This window comes from Pseudoxanthomonas mexicana (assembly GCF_014397415.1).
Lineage (GTDB): Bacteria > Pseudomonadota > Gammaproteobacteria > Xanthomonadales > Xanthomonadaceae > Pseudoxanthomonas_A > Pseudoxanthomonas_A mexicana.
In genome coordinates this window covers 732232-751524 of the sequence record NZ_CP060731.1, presented here as the reverse complement: position 1 = coordinate 751524, position 19293 = coordinate 732232, and the positions used below count along the sequence as shown (strand labels likewise).

Genomic DNA, 19293 nt, shown 5'->3' with positions numbered 1-19293 from the left:
CTTCGTCGAACCCAGGAACATGACGCCAGCGCAGGACACCATCGCGGCCATCGCCACGGCTCCCGGTGCGGGAGGCGTCGGCATCGTGCGCCTGTCCGGACCCCGCGCGCAGGCGATCGCGAAGACGGTCTGCGCGCGCGCGCTGTCGCCGCGCCGTGCGCACCACGTAAAGTTCCTGGATGCCGACGGCGGCACGATCGACGATGGCATCGCGCTGTCGTTTCCCGGCCCGGCGAGTTTCACCGGGGAGCACGTGGTGGAACTGCAGGCGCACGGCAGTCCTGTCGTGCTGCAACAACTGGTGGCGCGCGCCTGCGCGCTCGGTGCGCGGATGGCACGGCCGGGGGAGTTCTCCGAACGCGCCTTCCTCAACGGCAAGCTCGATCTCGCCCAGGCCGAAGCCATCGCCGATCTCATCGCGGCCGCCGATGCACGCGCCGCACGCGCCGCGCGGCGCGCGCTGGACGGCGTGTTCTCCGCGCGCGTCGATGGCATCGGCCAGTCGCTGCTGGCGTTGCGCGTGCACGTGGAAGCCGCCATCGACTTCGCCGACGAATCCCTCGACACGCTCGGCGGCGAACAGGTCCGCCTGCGCCTGGCCGAAGCGCGGCAGCAGCTGGACGCGCTGATCGCCGATGCCGAACGCGGGCGCAAGCTGCGCGACGGCGTGCATGCGGTGATCGTCGGCCCGCCCAACGCCGGCAAGAGCTCGCTGCTCAACGCGCTGGCCGGCAGCGACCGTGCCATCGTCACCGATGTCGCCGGTACCACCCGCGATACCTTGCGCGAAACCATCCGCCTGGACGGTCTGGAACTGCACCTGGTGGACACCGCCGGCCTGCGCGATGGCGGCGATGCGATCGAGCGCGAAGGCATGCGCCGCGCCCGGGCCGAATTGCAGCGCGCCGACGTGGCCCTGGCGGTGGTCGATGCACGCGACCCGGCGGCGGGTCGCGCGGCCGTTGCTGCCGACATCGTGGGCGTGCCCGCGGTGCTGTGGATCCACAACAAGGTCGATCTGCTGGTGCAGGCACCGCCGGATCCGCCCGACCACATCCACGTCTCGGCGGCGCGCGGCCTCGGCCTCGACCGCCTGCACGCCCGTCTGCGCGCGGTCGCGGGCGGGGCGGCCGGCGACGGTGGCGAGGGCGAGTTCTCCGCGCGCGCCCGTCACGTGGACGCGCTGCAGCGTGCCGCCCTGCACGCCGGGGCCGCCGCCGACCAGCTGCAGCACGAACAGCTCGAACTGGCGGCCGAAGAGCTGCGCCTGGCCCACGACGCGCTGGGCGAGATCACCGGCCGCCTCAGCGCCGACGACATGCTGAGCCACATCTTCTCCACGTTCTGCATCGGCAAGTGATGCAGACAGGACGGAGCCCGTCAAAACTGTGACGCAGATCAAGTGTTGGCAGCAAGGCGGCGACGTACCCTGAACACCGGGTAGGGGTACCCGGAAGGCATCGTGCCGCTTCGCACCGGGCCCATGGCCGTCGTGCGGCGACGGGCCTGCGCTGACCATCCATGTCCGGACCCGCGCTGCGCGGGCCGGGACCGTGTCGCCAACATTAGAAAATGCACCTGGGGGAGTTGAAACCGATGTCCTTGACCAACACGACCGGACGCCTGCGTTACGTCGCGCCATTGCTGCTGATCGTCGCCGTGGCGGCGTGCTCCAAGCAGGACGAAGCCGCGCCCGCCACCACGCCTACGGCCGCCACGCCCGCCGCGCCGCCGCCGCCCGCGGTATCGGCCGAAGTCCAGGCGATGGATGCCGACGCCCTGCGCGAAGCCGCCACCAAGGCGCTGCGCGAGAACCGCATCTACGCGCCCGGCGGCGACAACGCCATGGAGTACTACCTGGCGCTGCGCGACAAGCTGCCCAACGACCCGGGCGTGACCAGCGCGTTGACCGACCTGATGCCGTACACGCTGATCGCCGCCGAACAGAGCATCGCGCGGGAAGAATTCACCGAGGCCCAGCGCCTGTCGGCCATCATCGAGAAGGCCGATCCGAAGGCACCGGCGCTGCCGCGCCTGCAGCAGAGCATCGCCGCCGCCCAGCAGGCCGTCGCCCAGCGCGCAGTGACGGACGACGCCAAGAGCAAGGCCGATGAAGAGGCGCGCCTAAAGGAGCAGCAGCGCCTGGCCCAGCAGGCCGAGCAGCAGCGTGCCGCCGAGGCCGCGGCCGCCCAGCAGCTGGCCCAGCAGCAGGAGGCCGCGCGTCAGGAGGCGGCCCGCCAGGAAGCCGAACGCCAGGCCGCCGCACAGCGCGAAGCGGCCGAACGCCAGGCCGCCGCGGCGCGCGCCGCCGTTCCCGCCGCCGCGCCGGCGCAGACGCTGCGTGCCGTCAGCACGCCGGCCCCGCGCTACCCGCCCGAAGCCCTGCGTTCGGGTACCCAGGGCGAGGTGCTGGTGGAAATCACCGTCGGCACCGACGGCTCGGTCACCAACGCGCGCGTCGTCCGCGCCACGCCGGCCCGCGTGTTCGATCGCGAGGCGCTGAACGCCGTACGCCGCTGGCGCTTCGAGCCGCTGGATGCGCCGGTCACCACCCGCCGCACGATCGGGTTCAATCCGGGCAGCTGATCCGCCCGGCGCTCCGGACCAGGACAGACGCCGGCCTCGTGCCGGCGTTTCTCTTTCCCGGCGCCGGAAAGCGAACGGCCACCTCGCGGTGGCCGTTGCTTCCTGCGTTTCTGGGCGGACTTCAGCCGGCGATCGCCAGCTTCTCCTGGTGGTAGCGCCGCACCGCGGCGTACCAGAGCAGCGCCGCCACGCCGAACGCCGCCGCCACGTAGATGCCCCAGGTCTGCGCGCTGATGTACTCGTTGCGGATCACCTTCAGCAGCAGCTGGTTCTGCGCCAGGAACGGCACCGCGAACTGCCAGGGCTGGCTCTTCAGCGGGTTCGCCATCAGCGCGAAGGTCGGGATCATCGGCAGCAGCATCAGCCAGGTCATGTGGCTCTGCGCCTCCTTCATGCTCTTGGCCGACGCGGCGAGATACGTCAGCAGCGACGTGCCGATGAACAGCATCGGCACCAGGATCAGCAGCATCTTGCCGATGGCCAGGAACGACACGTTCAACTGCCGTCCCAGCGTGCCCGCGAACTGCGCGCTGAACTTGAAGGCCAGCAGGGTGAGCAGCAGCGTGGCCAGGCCGATCATGCAGGCTGCGGCGATCTTGCCGCTGACCACGGCACTGCGCGGTGCGGGCGTCGCCAGCAGCGGTTCCAGCGACTGGCGCTCCCGCTCGCCCGCCGTCGCATCCAGAATCAGGTAGGCACCGCCGATGAACGAGGTCAGGATCAGCAGGTAGGGCAGCAGCACCGACAACAGCATGCCCTGCTTGGCTTCCGGCGTGGCCATGTCCTGCAGGCCGATGTTGACCGGTCGCGCGACGGAGGCATCGATGCCGCGCGCGAGCAGGCGCAACGCACCGACCTGCTGGCTGTACGCGTTCAACGCGGCCTGCAGGCGCTGCGTGGGGATGTCCGCATCGCGCCGCGTGCTGTCGCGGATGATCTCCACCAGCGCGGGACGGCCGTTGCGCCAGTCTTCGGCGTAGTCCGGGCTGATGCGCAGCGCCGCGTCGATTTCCTGCGAGCGGATCGCGGCGTCCAGGTTCGCAGGCGCCGCCTTTGCGGTGATGCCGTTTGTGGCGAGGAACTTCACCAGGTTGGGCGCGTGCTCGGCGCCCACCATGGGAATCTCCAGGGTCTTGTCCACCTGCGTGCGGATGCGGTTTTCGGTCAGGTAGCCCATGCCCAGCATCAGCGCCGGGTAGAGCAATGGTCCCAGGAACAGGGCGAGCGCCAGCGTGCGACGGTCGCGGGAGAGGTCGCGCAGTTCCTTGCGCATCACGGTAAAGACGGTACGGAACATGTTCATGCCAGCAGGCCCTCCTCCGAACCGATCACCTTGACGAAGGCTTCCTCCAGGTTGTCCTCGCCCGCCTGTTCGCGCAGCTCGTCGGCGGTGCCGGCGGCGACCACCGTGCCCTTGGCGATGATGACGATGCGGTCGCAGAGCGCGGCCACCTCCTGCATGATGTGGCTGGAGAAGATCACGCAGCGACCCTCCTCGCGCAGCTGGCGCAGGAAGCCGCGCATCGCGCGCGTGGTCATCACGTCCAGGCCGTTGGTGGGCTCGTCGAGGATGACGTTGCGCGGGTCGTGCACCAGCGCACGGGCGATCGCCGTCTTGGTGCGCTGGCCCTGGCTGAAGCCTTCGGTCTGGCGGTCCAGGATGTCGCCCATGTCCAGCGCATCGGAGAGCGCCCTGGTGCGTTCGGCGATCTGCTTCGACGACAGGCCGTGCAGTTCGCCGAAGTAGGCGATGTTCTCGCGCGCGGTCAGCCGCTTGTACACGCCTCGCGCATCGGGCAGCACGCCCAGCGCACGCCGCACGGCGACCGGGTCGCGCGCGGCGTCGATGCCATCGACGGTGACGTTGCCGCGGTCCGGCGTCATCAGCGTGTACAGCATGCGCATGGTGGTGGTCTTGCCGGCGCCGTTGGGCCCCAGCAGCCCGGTGATCTGGCCGTCGTGGGCGGTGAAGCTGACGCCGTCCACGGCGGTGACCTTCCCGGTCTTGGTCTTGAAGGATTTGTGCAGGTCGTTGGCGATGATCATTCGGTCATGTCCCTTGAAGGTGGCGGGCGCGCGGTGCGCGGCTCACGGTTCCCAGCCGTTGAAGCTGGTGAAGGGCGGCACGTAGTCCAGGCTGTCCAGGCACTTGGCGTCCAGACCCGTGGCATCGGCCGTCTCCAGGAAGCGGCCCAGCAGCTTGGGCATGCAGCCCACGGCGAACGTCCCGTGGCCCTGTCCCTTCAGCACCAGGTGGCGACCGTTGGACAGCGTGCGCAGCACCTGCTCGCCATAGCGCGGCGGCGTGACCGGATCCAGCTCGCCGGAGGTCAGCAGCGTGGGGATGTCCGACGTCCATGCGGTGTGGAAATCCGCCGGCCGCTTGCCGGTGGGCCATGCCGCGCACTGCGCCTTCAGCGTGTCGCCCATCGCACTGCCCAGCACGGTGTCGCCGTCGGCCGGGTCGGTCTTGAAGAGATCGGCGTCCTCGGCGCAGATCACCGACAGCTGCATCCCGTGCATGAACTGGTCGCCCACCTGCGCTTCCAACAGCTTGGACAGCGACATCAGCGAGCCGTAGCGGCCCTGCTGGGCTTCGTTGAGGACCAGCGGCAGCAGCGCGGCGCCCTGCGGGTAGTACGAATACATGCGGGTGATGCCGGCCACCGTGCCGGCGTTGACCTCGCCGGTGAGCAGTTCGCCGGTGGAGGGATCGCGGTACTCGGTGTTCGCCGGCGCGGCCGCCAGGCGCGTCATCAACGTGCGCAGCTGCCCGCGCAGGTCATCGCCGAAGCGGCCCTTGCAGGTGTCGTTCGCCTGGCAACGCTGGAACTGCAGCGCCAGCGCCGCGTCCAGGTTGCGCGCATGCTCGCTGCCCAGCACCAGTTCGTTCGGCACCACGCCGTCGATCACCACGGCGCGCGTGCTGTCGGGATGGCGCATGGCGTACTGCTGTGCCACCCGCGTGCCGTAGGAGCCGCCGACCAGGTTGATCTTCGCCGCGCCCAGCGCCTTGCGCACGCTGTCCAGGTCGCGCACGGCGTCGGTGGTGGTGTAGAAGCGGGGATCGGCCTTCAACGCGGCGGCGCAGTCGCGCGCAAAGGCGGCTGCCGCCGCCTCGCTGAGGTCATCCGGATCGCTGTAGGCGTTGCGGCCTTCCGTGTCCTTGCAGGCGAGCGGGTTCGACTTGCCGGTGCCGCGCTGGTCGACCAGCACGATGTGGCGCGACTTGCGCACCTCGCGGAACGCCCCGTCGATGGCCGGCCAGACCTGCACGGCCGACTGGCCCGGGCCGCCGGCAAGGAAGAACACGGGATCGTCCGTCGCCGCGCCTTCGTTGGTCGCAGGCAGCCAGGCGATGTTCAACGCCACCTTGCGGCCTTCGGGCCTGGCCGGATCCTCGGCCACCTCGTAGGTCGTGCATTGCGCCTCGACGTTGGTGGTCAGGTAGGGCGCCGTCAGCGTGCAGGGCGTGAAGGCCAGCTCGCCGTAATGGCGGACGGCCTGCTGGTCGGGCCCCGGGGCGGCGCCGTTGCAGCCTGCGAGCGCCAGGGCGCCCAGGGTGGTCGCGAGTGTTCGACGAAACTGGTGTTCCATGCATCTGTCCCGTTTGAGCTGGTTCCAGCATGCCATGACGGCGCAGCGGGACGGATGTGACCGGCGGTCGGCGTGGCCGCCGCTATTTGCTGCTCACGTATTTTTCCCGGCGGATCTGGGGTACCGGCAGGCCGAATCCCTTCAGGGCCTCGAAGCAGGCATCCACCATGTCCGGGTTGCCGCACAGGTAGGCGATGTCGCGCGCGGCATCGGGCGCGAACGCGCCCAGGTGCTGCTGAACGTAGCCGTGGCGCACGTCGGGGTGGGGATCCGGTGGAAGCTCGCGCGACAGGCAGGGCACGTAACGGAATCCCGGATGCGCGTCGGCGAAGGCGCGGAACTCGTCGCCGTACAGCAGCTCGGCCGGCGTGCGGGCGCCCTGCAGCAGCACGACCTCCACGCCGCGCTCCGCCATCAGCGACTGCAGCTGGGGGAGCATCGACCGGTAGGGCGTCACGCCGGTCCCGGTGGCGATCAGCAGGTAGCGTGCGTTGCGGTCGCCCGGCATCAGGCAGAAGCGGCCGAACGGGCCGCTCGCTTCCACATGCCCGCCTTCCGGCAGGCCTTCGAACAGCGCGGTCGCCGCGCCACCGGGCACGTAGCTGACCGCAATCTCCACCGCTTCGCCCGGGCCCAGCGCATGGTCGTGGATCGTCGCCAGCGAATAGCTGCGCTTGGCCGGCGTGCCGTCGGCGTAGCGGAAATGCACCTGGATGAACTGGCCGGGGACGAAGTCCAGCGGCTGCCCGTCGTCGCGGACGAACTGGTAGTGGCCCACGCTGGGCGCCAGCATGCGGCGGCCGATGAGCTTCAACGGGAAATGCACGATCGCCAAGGCGTCTGGAACACTGTGTGGCCCGGGGTGGCCCCGGTGGGACGCCTATAATAAGCGTTCGATTCCCCCGGGCGCCGTCGTGGCGCCACAAGGTACCCCATGGCGTTTGCGACAACGGCTTCCGCGGCGGCGCCCGCGCTGGCCATCTCCGACCTGCGCAAGGTCTACGACAACGGCGTGCAGGCCCTGAAGGGCGTGTCGCTGCAGGTCGAACCCGGCGACTTCTTCGCCCTGCTCGGCCCCAACGGCGCCGGCAAGTCCACGCTCATCGGCATCGTCAGCTCGCTGGTCAACAAGAGCAGCGGCCAGGTCGGCGTGTTCGGCGTGGACATCGACCGCGACCGCGACGGCGCCATGCGCCTGCTGGGCCTGGTGCCGCAGGAGATCAACTTCAACATGTTCGAGAAGCCGCTGGACATCTGCGTGAACTACGCGGGTTTCTACGGCATCCCGCGCGCCGAGGCGCTGGTGCGCGCCGAAGAGGAACTCAAGCGCGCGCAGTTGTGGGAAAAGGCCCACGTGATGAGCCGCACGCTCTCCGGCGGCATGAAGCGCCGGCTGATGATCGCCCGCGCCATGATGACCCGACCGAAGCTGCTGATCCTGGACGAGCCCACCGCGGGCGTGGACATCGAGATCCGCCGTGGCATGTGGAAGACGCTGAAGGACATCAACGAGTCCGGCACCACCATCATCCTGACCACGCATTACCTGGAAGAGGCCGAGAGCCTCTGCCGCAACCTGGCCATCATCGACCGTGGCGTGATCGTCGAGCAGGGACCGATGCGCGCCCTGCTGGCCAAGCTGGACGTGGAGGGCTTCCTGTTCGACATCGACGGCGACCTGCCGGTGCAGCTGCCGGTGATCGAAGGCACCACGCTGTCCGCCACCGACAGCCACACCCTGGACCTGGACATGCCACGTGCGATGGACCTCAACCGTGTGTTCGCCGCGCTCAACGACGCCGGCATCCGCGTGCGCTCCATGCGCACCAAGAGCAACCGGCTGGAGGAGCTGTTCGTGCGCCTGACCGGCGATGAAGCCGCCGCCAAGCGGGAGCAGGCCGCATGAGCGCCGCCAACCCGCAGGAGACCGCCATGACCACGCCGCTGCAGAAGAACCTGGTCGCGCTGGGCACCATCGTGCGCCGCGAAGTGAACCGCATCCTGCGCATCTGGGGCCAGACCCTGGTGCCGCCGGCCATCACCATGACGCTGTACTTCCTGATCTTCGGCGGGTTGATCGGCAGCCGCATCGGCGACATGGGCGGCTACACCTACATGGAGTTCATCGTGCCGGGCCTGGTGATGATGAGCATCATCCAGAACAGCTACGGCAACATCAGCTCCAGTTTCTTCGGCGCCAAGTTCGGCCGCCACGTGGAGGAACTGCTGGTCAGCCCGATGCCGAACTGGGTGATCCTGCTGGGTTACGTGGCCGGCGCCGTGCTGCGCGGCCTGATGGTGGGCGCCATCGTGCTGGTCATCGCGATGTTCTTCACCAAGGTGCGCGTGCCGCATCCGCTGGTGACCATCACCACGGTGCTGCTGGGTGCCACGATCTTCTCGCTGGCCGGCTTCGTCAACGCGGCCTATGCGAAGAAGTTCGACGACATCGCCATCGTGCCGACCTTCATCCTCACCCCGCTGACCTACCTGGGTGGCGTGTTCTATTCGGTGAAGCTGCTGCCGCCGTGGGCCGAGGCGCTGACCCACGCCAACCCGATCTTCTACATGGTCAACGCATTCCGCTACGGCCTGCTGGGCACCAGCGACGTCCCGCTGTGGATCGCCTACGTGTTGATGCTGGCGTTCGTGTTCGGGCTGGGTGCGCTGGGCCTGTGGCTGTTGAAGAAAGGCGTGGGGCTGCGCAGCTGATGCGGCTGCTCGTGCTCGGCGCCGGCGGCACCGGCGGATATTTCGGTGGCCGTCTCGCTCAGGCCGGTGTCGACGTAAGCTTCCTGGTGCGTCCTGCACGCGCCACCCTGTTGCGGGAACGCGGCCTGCGCATCCGCAGTCCGCTGGGCGACGCGGATGTTCCCGCACAGGTCATCACCGCGGACGAACTCCACAATGCCGCACCGTTCGAACTCGTCCTGCTGAGTTGCAAGGCCTACGACCTGGACAGCGCGATGGACGCCATCGCGCCTGCCGTGGAAGCCGGCGCGCGCGTGCTGCCGCTGCTCAACGGCCTGCGCCACTACGAAGCGCTCGACGCGCGCTTCGGTTTCGCCAATGTGCTCGGCGGGCTTTGCTTCATCAGCGCCACGCTGGGTGCCGACGGCGAGATCCTGCACCTCGGCAAGCCGGCATCGGTCACGTTCGGTGAACGCGACGGCCAGCCCGCCGACGTGCGCCTGCAGTCGCTCGCCGCCGCCTGCACGCAGGCCGGCATCGACCACGCGCACGCGCCGGACATCGCGCAGGCGCAGTGGGTGAAGTACAGCTTCCTCACGGCGCTCGCGGCGGGTACGTGCCTGATGCGCGCACCGATCGGCACGATCGTGGCGGGCGAGGGCGGCGCGGACTTCATGGCGGCGCTGCACGGGGAATGCCTGGCCGTCGCGGCGGCAACCGGTCAGTCGATACCGGATGCAGCGCAGGCTTCGGCACGCGACACGCTGACGACCACCGGTTCGCCGATGAAGGCGTCGATGCTGCGTGACCTGGAGGCGGGCCAGCGTGTCGAGGCGGCGCATATCGTCGGCGACATGGTGCATCGCGCGGCGACGCATGGCATCGCCACGCCCCACCTGCAGGCCGCGTGGGTGCACCTGCAGGCGTACGAGGCGCAGCGACCGGCCTGAGCGAGGGGCTTCACGCCGCCCTGACGGCGGCTGACTCCATGCTGCGCCACCTTCCCGGTGGCGCCGTCATGAAGCACCTGCACAGACTCTTCCTCGCCGGCCACCTGGCCATCATCGCCCTGTTCTTTGCTGCGGCCGTCTCACTCGTCGTCCTGGCCGCCAGTGAGTTGTGGCATGGCGCGATCATGGCGGGTACCGACGCCGGCCTGCGTGGTCGTTTCGACAACATCCTCGAAAGCATCGGCATGCTGACCATCGGACTGGTCGCGCTGGAACTGGCGCAGACGGTGTTCGAAGAGGAAGTGCAGCGCGACGTGAAGGTCAGCGGTCCCACCCGTGTGCGTCGCTACCTGTCGCGTTTCCTGGTGGTCATCGTCATCGCGTTGTCGATCGAAACGCTGGTGGCCACGTTCGAGCTGATGCACGAGGACCCGCGCCAACTGCCATACGTCATCGCGATCGGCGGCTCGGCGGCGCTGCTGCTGGTGGCGTGGGGCGTATTCGTCCGTCTCAACCGCAGCGCCGAGGAACTCGAACCCGAGGCCATGCAGCAGGCCAAGTCCGAGGATGACAAGGTCGAGTGACGCGATTCTGGCTCAGCGGTCGACAGGCAAGCCGAAGAATGCGCGCGCGGTTGCCGTCGTCGCCGCGGCGGTGACCTCGACCTCCTCGCCGCGGTCGCGCGCCAGCTCCGCGACGATGTGGGCCAGGTACATCGGCTCGTTGCGGCGATGCGAGGGCTGTGGCTTCACGGTGCGCGGCAGCAGGTAGGGCGCGTCGGTCTCGATCATCAGCCGGTTGGCCGGGATGTTCTTCACCAGCTCGCGCAGGTGCAGGCCGCGGCGTTCGTCGCAGAGCCAGCCGGTGATGCCGATGTGCCAGTCCTGGTCAAGGCAGTCGAACAGCTCCTTTCTGGTGCCGGTGAAGCAGTGCACGACCGCCGGGCCGAGCCGGCCGTCGAAGTTCTTCATCATGGCCACGAAGTCGTCGTGCGCGTCGCGCTGGTGCAGGAACAGGGGCTTGCCGGTGTCCACCGCGATCTGCAGTTGCCGCTCGAACGCCCGGCGCTGCGCCGGCCGCGGCGAGAAATCGCGGAAGTAGTCCAGCCCGCATTCGCCCACCGCGACGACCTCCGGATGCGCATGCAGCGCACGCATTTCGGCGTCGCATTCGTCGGTGTATTCGGTGGCGTGGTGCGGGTGCACGCCCGCGGTGGCGAACAGCTCGCCCGGGTGCGCCTGCGCCAGACGCAGGGCCATGGGCGAATGCTCGCGGCTGGCGCCCGTGATCACCTGCTGCACCACGCCGGCTTCGCGCGCGCGCTGGAGCACCGCGTTGCGGTCGTGGTCGAAGCTTTCGTGGGTGAGGTTGGCGCCGATGTCGATCAAGTCCATGCGCGCATTTTACCGTCCGCCCGTTCACTTGTAGGAGCGCCCTCGGGCGCGATGCTCTTCACCGGAATCCGCCCCAAGAGCATCGCGCCCGAGGGCGCTCCTACAGGGAAACAGGGTCAGGCCTTATCCTTTCCTCCGCATGCCATCGCCCACGTTCCCCATCACCCCGCTGCTGCCGGACATCGTCCGAAGCCTGTCCGACCATCCGCGCCTGGTGCTGGAGGCCCCGCCCGGTGCGGGCAAGACCACCCAGGTGCCGCTGGCGCTGCTGGACGAGCCGTGGCTGCAGGGCCGCAAGGTCGTGATGCTGGAGCCGCGACGCGTGGCGGCGCGCGCGGCGGCCGGCTTCATGGCCAGGCAGCGGGGCGAAGCGGTCGGCGGCACAGTCGGCTACCGCATCCGTTTCGAGAACAAGGTCGGGCCGGACACGCGGATCGAGGTGGTCACCGAAGGCATCCTGACCCGGATGATCCAGGACGATCCGATGCTGGAGGGGGTCGGGGCGATCCTGTTCGACGAATTCCACGAGCGCCATCTGGCGGGCGATCTCGGCCTGGCATTGGCGCTGGACGTGCAGGCGCAGCTGCGCGAGGACCTGCGCATCGTCGTGATGTCCGCCACGCTGGACGGCGAGAAGCTGGCACGGTTCCTGGATGCGCCGCGGCTGAGCAGCGAAGGCCGCGGCTTCCCGGTGCAAGTGGCGCACTTTCCCGCGCGCCGGGACGAGGCGATCGAAGTACAGGCGCGCCGCGCCATCGAATACGCCGTGCTCACGCACCCCGGCGATGTGCTGGTGTTCCTGCCGGGCCAGCGCGAGATCGCGCGGGTGGAGGCGATGCTGAGCCCCTCTCCCGCCGGGAGAGGGGTTGGGGAGAGGGCCAACGAAGGACGCGATGGTTCCGGCAGTAAGGCTGCGCTCGCCCCTCATCCGCCCTCCGGGCACCTTCTCCCGAGAGGAGAAGGGAAAGACGATCTCATCGTCCTCGCTCTGCACGGCGAGCTGCCGGTGGAGAAACAGTCCGAAGCCCTGCAGCCCGATCCGCAGGGTCGCCGCCGCGTGGTGCTGGCGACCAACGTGGCCGAATCGTCGGTGACGCTGCCCGGCGTGCGCGTGGTGGTCGACAGCGGACTGGCGCGCGAGCCTTCGTACGACCCGAACAGCGGTTTCTCGCGCCTGGAGGTGACCCACATTTCGCAGGCCTCCGCCGACCAGCGTGCCGGCCGTGCGGGTCGCGTGGCCGAGGGCTGGGCGTATCGCCTGTGGCCGCAATCGCAGCGGCTCGATCCACAGCGCCGGCCGGAGATCGCGCTGGTCGAACTCGGCGCCCTCGCATTGGAATTGGCCGCGTGGGGCAGCGACGACCTGCGCTTCGTCGATGCACCGCCGCCCGGGGCGATGAATGCCGCGCGCGACCTGCTGCACCGGCTCGGTGCGCTGACGGCATCGAACGCCATCACGCCCTTGGGCAAGCGCATGCTTGCGCTCGGCACGCACCCCCGGCTCGCGGCGATGCTGCTGTCGGCGGACGAGGGTGAGGACCGCGCGCTGGCGTGTGATCTCGCGGCGCTGGTCGAAGCGCGCGATCCGCTGCGCATGGGCGGGGATGCGCTGGCCGCGCGCTGGCGTGCGCTGGCGGCATTCCGCAACGGCCGCGCGCCCCAGGACGCGAACCGTTCGGGCCTGGCCGCGATCGACGCCGCCGCGAAGCAGTGGCGACGCCGCGTCCGCGAGGCCACCGCGCCGCCGGCCTCGGTGGAGGCGCACCGCCTGGGCGACGTGCTGATGCATGCCTTCCCGGACCGCATCGGCTTCCAGCATCCGCAGGACGCGCGCCGCTACCTGCTGGCGAACGGGCGCAGCGCGCGGTTGTTCGACGACAGCGCGCTGGTCGGTGAGCCGTGGATCGTCGTCAGTGAGTTGCGCCATGAAGCGCGCGATGCGCTCGTGCAACGCGCGGCACCGGTGGACGAGCGGTGCCTGCGGCGCGGCTTCGCCGACCGCTTCGTCACCGAGGACACCGTGCGCTGGGATGCGTCACGCCGCGCGCTGTCGGCGCAACGTGAATCCCGCTTCGACCAGATCGTCTTCGACGCGCGTCCCGCCGGGCGCGTCGATCCTGCGCTTGCCGCGGCGGCGCTGACCGACGCGGTGCGCGACCTGGGCCTGGACGCGCTGCCGTGGCCCGAATCGCTGCGGCAATGGCGCGAACGCGTGCGCTGCCTGCGCGACTGGATGCCCGAACTCGGCCTGCAGGACCTGTCCGACGACGCGCTGATGGCGACGCTGGATGACTGGCTGCAGCCCGCCTTCGCCGGCAAGACCCGCCTGGATGCGCTGGGCGAAGACGACCTGGCGAACGCGCTGAAGTCCGGCCTCGACTGGTCGCTGCGCCAGCGCATCGATGTGCTCGCGCCGACGCGGATCACCGTGCCCTCGGGCATGGAGCGCCGCATCGAATACGCGCACGGCCAGCCACCCGTGCTGGCGGTGAAGCTGCAGGAGCTGTTCGGCCTGGCCGATACGCCGCGCGTGGCCGATGGTCGCGTACCGGTGCTACTGCACCTGCTGTCGCCGGGCGGCAAGCCGCTGCAGGTGACCTCCGACCTGCGCAACTTCTGGAACTCGACCTATGCCGAGGTGAAGAAGGAGATGAAGGGGCGGTATCCGAAGCATCCGTGGCCGGATGACCCCTGGAGTGCCCAAGCCACCCATCGGGCGAAGCCGCGCGGTACCTAGCGCGTCGTTGTCGCCTGCCGCGGCGGCGGCGTATGCATTGCGTTGGCGGTGGATTCCACGCGGCGCGGCCGGACGATCCCTGGAGTGCCCAGGCCACCCATCGGGCGAAGCCGCGCGGCACGTAGCGTGCGCCATGCGCACGACCGCATGAAGCTCGCCGCATCGCACGGCCTCGCGCGTCCGCTTCGCGGTCGCGTGCTCGACGCGCATCACGTTCAGCTAGCGGCCAGCGCGGGGCGGCGGAACTAACACCACGTAAACATCCAGCGCCGGACACTGGCGTCCTCCCCACCCCTTTCAGGGAAGACTCCATGAGCAAGCTGACCACCATCACCGATCGCGCACTCGAGCTGGCCAGCCAGGCCGGAACCAGCCTCAAGCATGCCGTTCCCAGCGCCGACAAGCTGCTGCAGACCGGCGCCGCGCTGGGCGTGGCGAAGACCGGCGGCAAGTTGGCGGTGAACTTCGTCCGCCGCAACCCCGCGGTCGCCGTGGCCACCGGCATCGGCGTGGGCCTGCTGGCGCTGGTCGCCTACCGCAAGCGCAAGCAGGACCAGGCCAACGGCCCGATCGAAGGCAAGTCGCGCCGCGTGGAAGCGCGCAAGGTCAATGGCACCAGCCGCACGTCCACCGCGCGCAAGACCGGCACGCCGCGCAAGCCGCGCAGCACGACGCGTTCGGCCGAAAGCTGATGTCGGCGGGCGCCCGCGTCAGAGCGAGCGCCATTCCCCGGGCGCGAGGTCGCCCAGGCGGGCATCGCCCATCGCCGTGCGCACCAGCCGCAACGTAGGCAGGCCTACCGCGGCCGTCATGCGCCGGACCTGGCGGTTGCGGCCTTCGGTGATCGTCATCGACAACCACGCATCCGGCACCGTCTTGCGGAAACGGACCGGCGGATCGCGTGGCCACAGCACCGGCGCCGGATCGAGCGTTTCCACCTGCGCCGGACGCGTCGGTCCATCGTTCAGCACTACGCCACGGCGCAGCGCGTCGAGCTGCTCGTCCGTGGGTGTGCCTTCCACCTGCACCCAGTAGGTCTTGGGCTGCTTGTGGCGCGGATCGGTCAGCCGGTTCGCCAGCGCACCGTCGTCGGTGAGCAGCAACAGGCCTTCGCTGTCGTAGTCCAGCCGTCCCGCCGCATAGACGCGCGGCGGCAGGCCGAACCCGGCCAGCGTCCGCCGCGGCGGATCGCTGCGGTCGGTGAACTGGCACAGGACGTTGAACGGCTTGTTGAAGGCGATCAGCACACGGAGTTTTCCGGAGAGACGACAGCGCGCATTGCAACGTCATCGGCGCGCCGCGTCCAGCGCGCGATCGCCCTCATGCTTCCTGTCGCGCTTCCGGATCCGGGTCGGCCGTGGTCGCCGTCCTGGATCGTCCACGCGCCATCGCCTCGAACACGCCATCCCGGCGCACCCAGGCGTGATGCAGCGCGGCGGCCATGTGCAGCAGGATCAGCGCGAACAGCGCATAGCCCATCCATCCGTGCGCCTGCCGCAGCAGGCTGTACAGCGCCGGGTCGGGCGACGGGATCGGCGGCAGCGCGAACGACGAGGTCATGCGCACGGGATACCCGCCCGCCGACAGCATCGCCCAGCCCAGCAGCGGCATCGCCAGCATGGCGGCGTACAGCGCCACATGCGATGCCTTGGCGGCGAGCGCCTGCGCGCGCGGCAGCGAGGCGGGCAGCGGCGGCGGCGGATGACGCCAGCGGTACAGCAGGCGGATCACGGCCAGCAGCAGCAACGCGATGCCCAGCGGCCGGTGCAGGTCGATCAGCACCGGACGCAGCGACAGCGACGCCACCATGCCCACGCCGACGAACAGCATCGCCAGGATCAGCACCGCCATGCCCCAGTGCAGCACGCGCGCGAAAAGGTCGAAATGGTCGCCGCGATTCATCGGGTCGCCTCCGTGCCGTGGGTGGGCGCGGGCCTGGCGATATCGCCACGTGCGGTTTCGCGCTCGCGCCTGTTGAACGAGATGCTGTAGGCGGCTGCACGCGCGGCCAGGATGGGATCGTCGGACAGCGCCACGCCATCGGGTACCACGGTGGGGTCGTAGTTGACGTCCCGGCAGGCGCCGGTCGCCTGCGGTTCGCTGCGCTCCAGCACCAGCGTACCGGCCACATGCGTCGGGCGCGACGCCGGCCAGGGCTGCGAAGGATCGTCGACCGGATCGCCGGCCGCTGCTTCGGTGACCACCAGGTCCCAGCGCAGCGGGCCCTGCGCCAGCCGCTGCGCCAGTTCGCGCTGGAGATAGTCCGCCTCGGCGTCCTGGCGCGTGGTGGCGGCCAGCGCTTCGAACGCGGCCTGCGGCTGCATCGACCAGCGCACGAAGCGCGATCGCCCCTGTGCATCGATGAAGCGGAAGGCATTCACGCCGTTGTATTCGGTATTCGCCCAGCTGCTCGACCATGGCGCGGATTTGGCCCAGGCCTGGAAGCGGGCGGCTTCCGGATACCGTTCGAGGAACGCGGCCATCTTCGCCGGATCGGGCTTGCCGGTGGCCGGGTCGGGTCGCGAAGCCAGCAGCTGCGCGTGGAAGCCCGCCGGCGTGGCGACGGCGAAGAACGGAAAACTGTTCATCGCCATCCGCCACTCCTGCCCGTCATCGGTCCGCAGCGACAACGCCAGGCTGCGCACGCGCGCCTGTGCTTCGGCACCGAAGGGATCGCCGCCACCGATCGACAGGCGACCCTGCACCGGCGTGCGTGGCTGCCGGAACACCCGTGCACGCGACAGCGTGGCCGCCTCTGCGCTCGGCTCGAAGTAGCCGGCCACGCAGACGCCCCGGCTGTGCGCGCGCCGGAAGCCGGGGAAGGGCTTGCCGTTCTCGATGTCGTCCACCAGACGCGGTGCGGTGAGTCGCGCGGCCGGCCCGATCCATCCCGCCACCCAGGCGAAAGCCAACGACAGGCCGAGCACCAGGCCGGCGATGGCGGCCCAGGGACCCCAGGGGCGGGATGGCGGCGATGGATCGTCTGGGAGGGGCGGCATGAGGGGCTCCTGTTCGTGGAATGTCGGTGGGACGCGTGGGTGCCGGATTTATTCCCGCGCCGGGCGTGTGCATCCGGATGCATACGCGGACGGGAATAATCCGGATATTGGTGCGTCCTACCCTCATTCCCGCCCTGACAGGCCCATGCCCGCCCGACCGCCTCCCCTGGACGACGAGACCCTGCACGCGCTGATCCCGCGGCTGCGCCGGTTCGCGCGCTCGCTGGCATCCGACGCCGCGGCCGCCGACGATCTGGTCCAGGCCACGCTGGAGCGCGCGCTGACGCGCGGCGCCGACATGCGCGACCCGTCGGCGCTGCAGGCCTGGCTGTTCTCGGTGCTGTACCGCATCTTCGTCGACGAGCATCGGCGGGCGGCACGCTGGAAGCGCATCGCACGGTTGTTCTCCGCCGAGGACGACACTACGTCACCCACGCCCGAGCAGGTGTTCGACGCACGCAGTTCACTGGCCGGCTTCGCCCGCCTGGCGCCCGAGCAGCGCGCGCTGCTGATGCTGGTGAGCGTGGAAGGGCTGGCCTACCGCGAGGCCGCCGATGCGCTGGGCATCCCGGTGGGCACGGTGATGTCGAGGTTGTCGCGCGCGCGCCAGGCACTGCGCGCGATGCAGGAGGAAACGCCGCCCACGTCCACACTGAAGGCCTTGCGATGACCATCAAGACCCTGCACGACGTACCCATGGACGACGAACTGCACGCCTACGTCGACGGCCGCCTCGATCCCGCGCGCCGTGCGGTCGTCGCCGCCTGGCTGGAGGCGCATCCGGAGCGCGCGGCCCAGGTGGAAGGCTGGAAGCGCGATGCCGAACGCCTGCGCGCGCTGGCCGCGAATCCCGAACGCTGGCCCGCGAATGCATCGCTGACGCCCGCACAGGTCAGGCGCGGCCTGCAGGCGCGGCGCCGCCGGCGCCTGGGCATCGCCGCGTCGTGGGTGTTTGCGTTCGTCATCGGCGGTGGCGCGGGCTGGCAGATGCGCGAGCTACGCCCGTCGCCTTCGAACCTGCCCATGGCGGATGCGGTGGCCGCGTACCGCCAGTTCGCCGAGGCCGATGCGCCGCCGATGGAATTCGATACGGCTCGCACCGATGATCTGCAGCGCTGGTTGCTGCGTCACTTCGGCGAGGCCGGGCGTGTGCCCGATCTCAGCCAGGCCGGTTACCGGCTGATGGGTGGTCGTCTGCTCTCCACCGAACAGGGCGCCGCCGCGATGCTGGTCTACCAGGATGGATCGGGCGCGCGCGTCGGCTTCTATCTGCGGCCGCGTGGCCGGCTGGCCGGCGATGGACAACGCCGCGATGGCAACCTGCTGGCGCAGTACTGGTCCCGCCGCGACACCAGCTTCGCGCTGGTCAGCGATGCCGCCGATGCCGCCGCGCGCGCATTGCCGCGCCTGCTGGAGAACGGCTGACCGCCGGTGCGGCCCCGGACGGGCCGCACCGGGCGCGACTCAACGCGGTTTCACGAACCGCAGCGTCATGCGGTCGCTCTCGCCGATGGCCTGGTATTTCGCGCGGTCGGCTTCCGGGTGGTTGTTGGACGGCGGCAGGGTCCACACGCCGTTCGGGTGGTCCTTGGTGTCCTTCGGGTTGGCGTTGACCTCGCTCTTCGCGTCGAGGCGGAAGCCGGCGGCTTCGGCCAGCGCGATCACCTGCGCCTCGCTGACATAGCCGGAGTCGTCATCCGCGGCCACGTCCTTGTTCGCCCGGTGCTCCACCACGCCCAGCACGCCGCCCGGCTTCAGCACGGCGAAGAAGCCCTTGAACATGCCTTCGGCCTGGTTGGCGCTGCGCCAGTTGTGCACGTTGCGGAAAGTCAGCACCACGTCGGCGGAGCCTGTGGTGCCGAACACCGGCGCGGCCGGGTCGTACTTCACCACGGCGGTCTTGTCGAACTGCGCCGGACCGTCGGCGAACTTCTTCTGCAGCCCGTCCAGGCTGCGCTGATAGTAGTTGCGGCTCTTCTCGGACGCCTTCGCCGGGTCCACGACAGCGGCGACGTAGTGGCCCTTCGCCTTCAGGTAAGGCGCCAGCACCTCGGAGTACCAGCCGCCGCCGGGCGTGATCTCCACGACAGTCTGCGTGGGCGTCACGCCGAAGAACGACAGGGTTTCCCGCGGATGGCGGTACACGTCGCGCGCCACGTTCTTCGGGTCGCGCCACGCGCCCTTCAGTGCCGCATCCAGTGCGGCCGCGTCGGCGGCGGGCAGCGCCTGCGCGGCGCCCGCGGCCTTGGCCGGCGATGCGGCGAACGACGCTTGCGATGCGGCCAGTGCGGCCACCAGCGCCAGGGACAGCGGAACAATGCGGATCGTCATGTGTCAGC

The 19293-nt window shown here is 69.8% G+C and carries 19 protein-coding genes; 10 read left to right on the top strand and 9 right to left on the bottom strand.

What is annotated here, in order from left to right; genetic code table 11:
• The first annotated feature begins 19 nt into the window (after positions 1–19).
• The gene (mnmE, locus tag IAE60_RS03385; RefSeq protein ID WP_187573876.1) at positions 20–1360 is read left to right on the top strand and encodes a tRNA uridine-5-carboxymethylaminomethyl(34) synthesis GTPase MnmE; all 1341 of its coding nucleotides are present in this window, start codon (positions 20–22) and stop codon (positions 1358–1360) included.
• A 236-nt stretch (positions 1361–1596) separates the two neighbouring features.
• Positions 1597–2586 carry an energy transducer TonB gene (locus IAE60_RS03380; protein WP_187573875.1) on the top strand — a complete coding sequence of 330 codons (990 nt, stop codon included), beginning with the start codon at positions 1597–1599 and terminating at the stop codon, positions 2584–2586.
• 121 nt (positions 2587–2707) lie between these two features.
• Here IAE60_RS03380 and IAE60_RS03375 read toward each other — a convergent pair whose 3' ends face one another.
• The 4 genes from IAE60_RS03375 to IAE60_RS03360 form a co-directional block, all read right to left on the bottom strand.
• Positions 2708–3889 (bottom strand): ABC transporter permease, encoded by a 1182-nt coding sequence (locus IAE60_RS03375; protein ID WP_187573874.1) that lies wholly within the window; start codon positions 3887–3889, stop codon positions 2708–2710.
• On the bottom strand, positions 3886–4632 hold the full coding sequence (locus tag IAE60_RS03370) for an ABC transporter ATP-binding protein (protein WP_187573873.1): 747 nt from the start codon (positions 4630–4632) through the stop codon (positions 3886–3888). Before IAE60_RS03370 ends, IAE60_RS03375 begins: the two co-directional genes overlap by 4 nt.
• 42 nt (positions 4633–4674) lie before the next feature.
• Complete coding sequence (locus IAE60_RS03365; RefSeq protein ID WP_187573872.1) at positions 4675–6183, bottom strand: alpha/beta hydrolase; 1509 nt, start codon at positions 6181–6183, stop codon at positions 4675–4677.
• An 82-nt stretch (positions 6184–6265) separates the two neighbouring features.
• Positions 6266–6976 (bottom strand): ferredoxin--NADP reductase, encoded by a 711-nt coding sequence (locus IAE60_RS03360; RefSeq protein ID WP_187574645.1) that lies wholly within the window; start codon positions 6974–6976, stop codon positions 6266–6268.
• 141 nt (positions 6977–7117) lie between these two features.
• On the opposite strand from IAE60_RS03360, the gene IAE60_RS03355 reads away from it, so the two are divergent.
• From IAE60_RS03355 to IAE60_RS03340, 4 genes are all read left to right on the top strand, one after another.
• Entirely contained in the window at positions 7118–8089 is a 972-nt protein-coding gene (locus tag IAE60_RS03355) for an ABC transporter ATP-binding protein (protein WP_187573871.1), read from the top strand.
• Positions 8086–8895, top strand: coding sequence for an ABC transporter permease (locus tag IAE60_RS03350; protein ID WP_187573870.1), 810 nt, complete (start codon positions 8086–8088; stop codon positions 8893–8895). Before IAE60_RS03355 ends, IAE60_RS03350 begins: the two co-directional genes overlap by 4 nt.
• Positions 8895–9824 carry a 2-dehydropantoate 2-reductase gene (gene panE / locus IAE60_RS03345; RefSeq protein ID WP_187573869.1) on the top strand — a complete coding sequence of 310 codons (930 nt, stop codon included), beginning with the start codon at positions 8895–8897 and terminating at the stop codon, positions 9822–9824. The genes IAE60_RS03350 and panE overlap by 1 nt, the downstream gene beginning before the upstream one ends.
• Before the next feature lie 68 nt (positions 9825–9892).
• A complete protein-coding gene (locus IAE60_RS03340) occupies positions 9893–10408 on the top strand; it encodes a hypothetical protein (protein ID WP_185897173.1) in 516 nt (171 codons plus the stop codon).
• A 12-nt stretch (positions 10409–10420) separates the two neighbouring features.
• On the opposite strand, the gene IAE60_RS03335 is transcribed toward IAE60_RS03340, so the two are convergent.
• On the bottom strand, positions 10421–11218 hold the full coding sequence (locus IAE60_RS03335) for a TatD family hydrolase (protein WP_162111230.1): 798 nt from the start codon (positions 11216–11218) through the stop codon (positions 10421–10423).
• A gap of 139 nt (positions 11219–11357) precedes the next feature.
• On the opposite strand from IAE60_RS03335, the gene hrpB reads away from it, so the two are divergent.
• Both hrpB and IAE60_RS03325 read left to right on the top strand, forming a co-directional pair.
• Positions 11358–13955, top strand: coding sequence for an ATP-dependent helicase HrpB (hrpB, locus tag IAE60_RS03330; protein ID WP_187573868.1), 2598 nt, complete (start codon positions 11358–11360; stop codon positions 13953–13955).
• A 311-nt stretch (positions 13956–14266) separates the two neighbouring features.
• Positions 14267–14647, top strand: coding sequence for a hypothetical protein (locus IAE60_RS03325; RefSeq protein WP_187573867.1), 381 nt, complete (start codon positions 14267–14269; stop codon positions 14645–14647).
• Between the two features lie 18 nt (positions 14648–14665).
• On the opposite strand, the gene IAE60_RS03320 is transcribed toward IAE60_RS03325, so the two are convergent.
• From IAE60_RS03320 to IAE60_RS03310, 3 genes are all read right to left on the bottom strand, one after another.
• The gene (locus IAE60_RS03320) at positions 14666–15202 is read right to left on the bottom strand and encodes a pseudouridine synthase (protein ID WP_187573866.1); all 537 of its coding nucleotides are present in this window, start codon (positions 15200–15202) and stop codon (positions 14666–14668) included.
• Positions 15203–15275: 73 nt separating this feature from the next.
• Positions 15276–15857 carry a cytochrome b gene (locus IAE60_RS03315; protein WP_187573865.1) on the bottom strand — a complete coding sequence of 194 codons (582 nt, stop codon included), beginning with the start codon at positions 15855–15857 and terminating at the stop codon, positions 15276–15278.
• Positions 15854–16954, bottom strand: coding sequence for a catalase family peroxidase (locus tag IAE60_RS03310; RefSeq protein WP_187573864.1), 1101 nt, complete (start codon positions 16952–16954; stop codon positions 15854–15856). Before IAE60_RS03310 ends, IAE60_RS03315 begins: the two co-directional genes overlap by 4 nt.
• A 145-nt stretch (positions 16955–17099) precedes the next feature.
• Here IAE60_RS03310 and IAE60_RS03305 point away from each other — a divergent pair, with 145 nt between their 5' ends.
• Both IAE60_RS03305 and IAE60_RS03300 read left to right on the top strand, forming a co-directional pair.
• Positions 17100–17624, top strand: coding sequence for a sigma-70 family RNA polymerase sigma factor (locus IAE60_RS03305; RefSeq protein WP_162111395.1), 525 nt, complete (start codon positions 17100–17102; stop codon positions 17622–17624).
• Complete coding sequence (locus IAE60_RS03300) at positions 17621–18379, top strand: anti-sigma factor family protein (RefSeq protein ID WP_425504453.1); 759 nt, start codon at positions 17621–17623, stop codon at positions 18377–18379. The genes IAE60_RS03305 and IAE60_RS03300 overlap by 4 nt, the downstream gene beginning before the upstream one ends.
• Before the next feature lie 39 nt (positions 18380–18418).
• Here the strand turns inward: IAE60_RS03300 and IAE60_RS03295 are convergent, their stop codons facing one another.
• Positions 18419–19285, bottom strand: a complete 867-nt coding sequence (locus IAE60_RS03295; RefSeq protein WP_187573863.1) for a class I SAM-dependent methyltransferase — start codon at positions 19283–19285, stop codon at positions 18419–18421.
• Positions 19286–19293 lie beyond the last annotated feature (8 nt).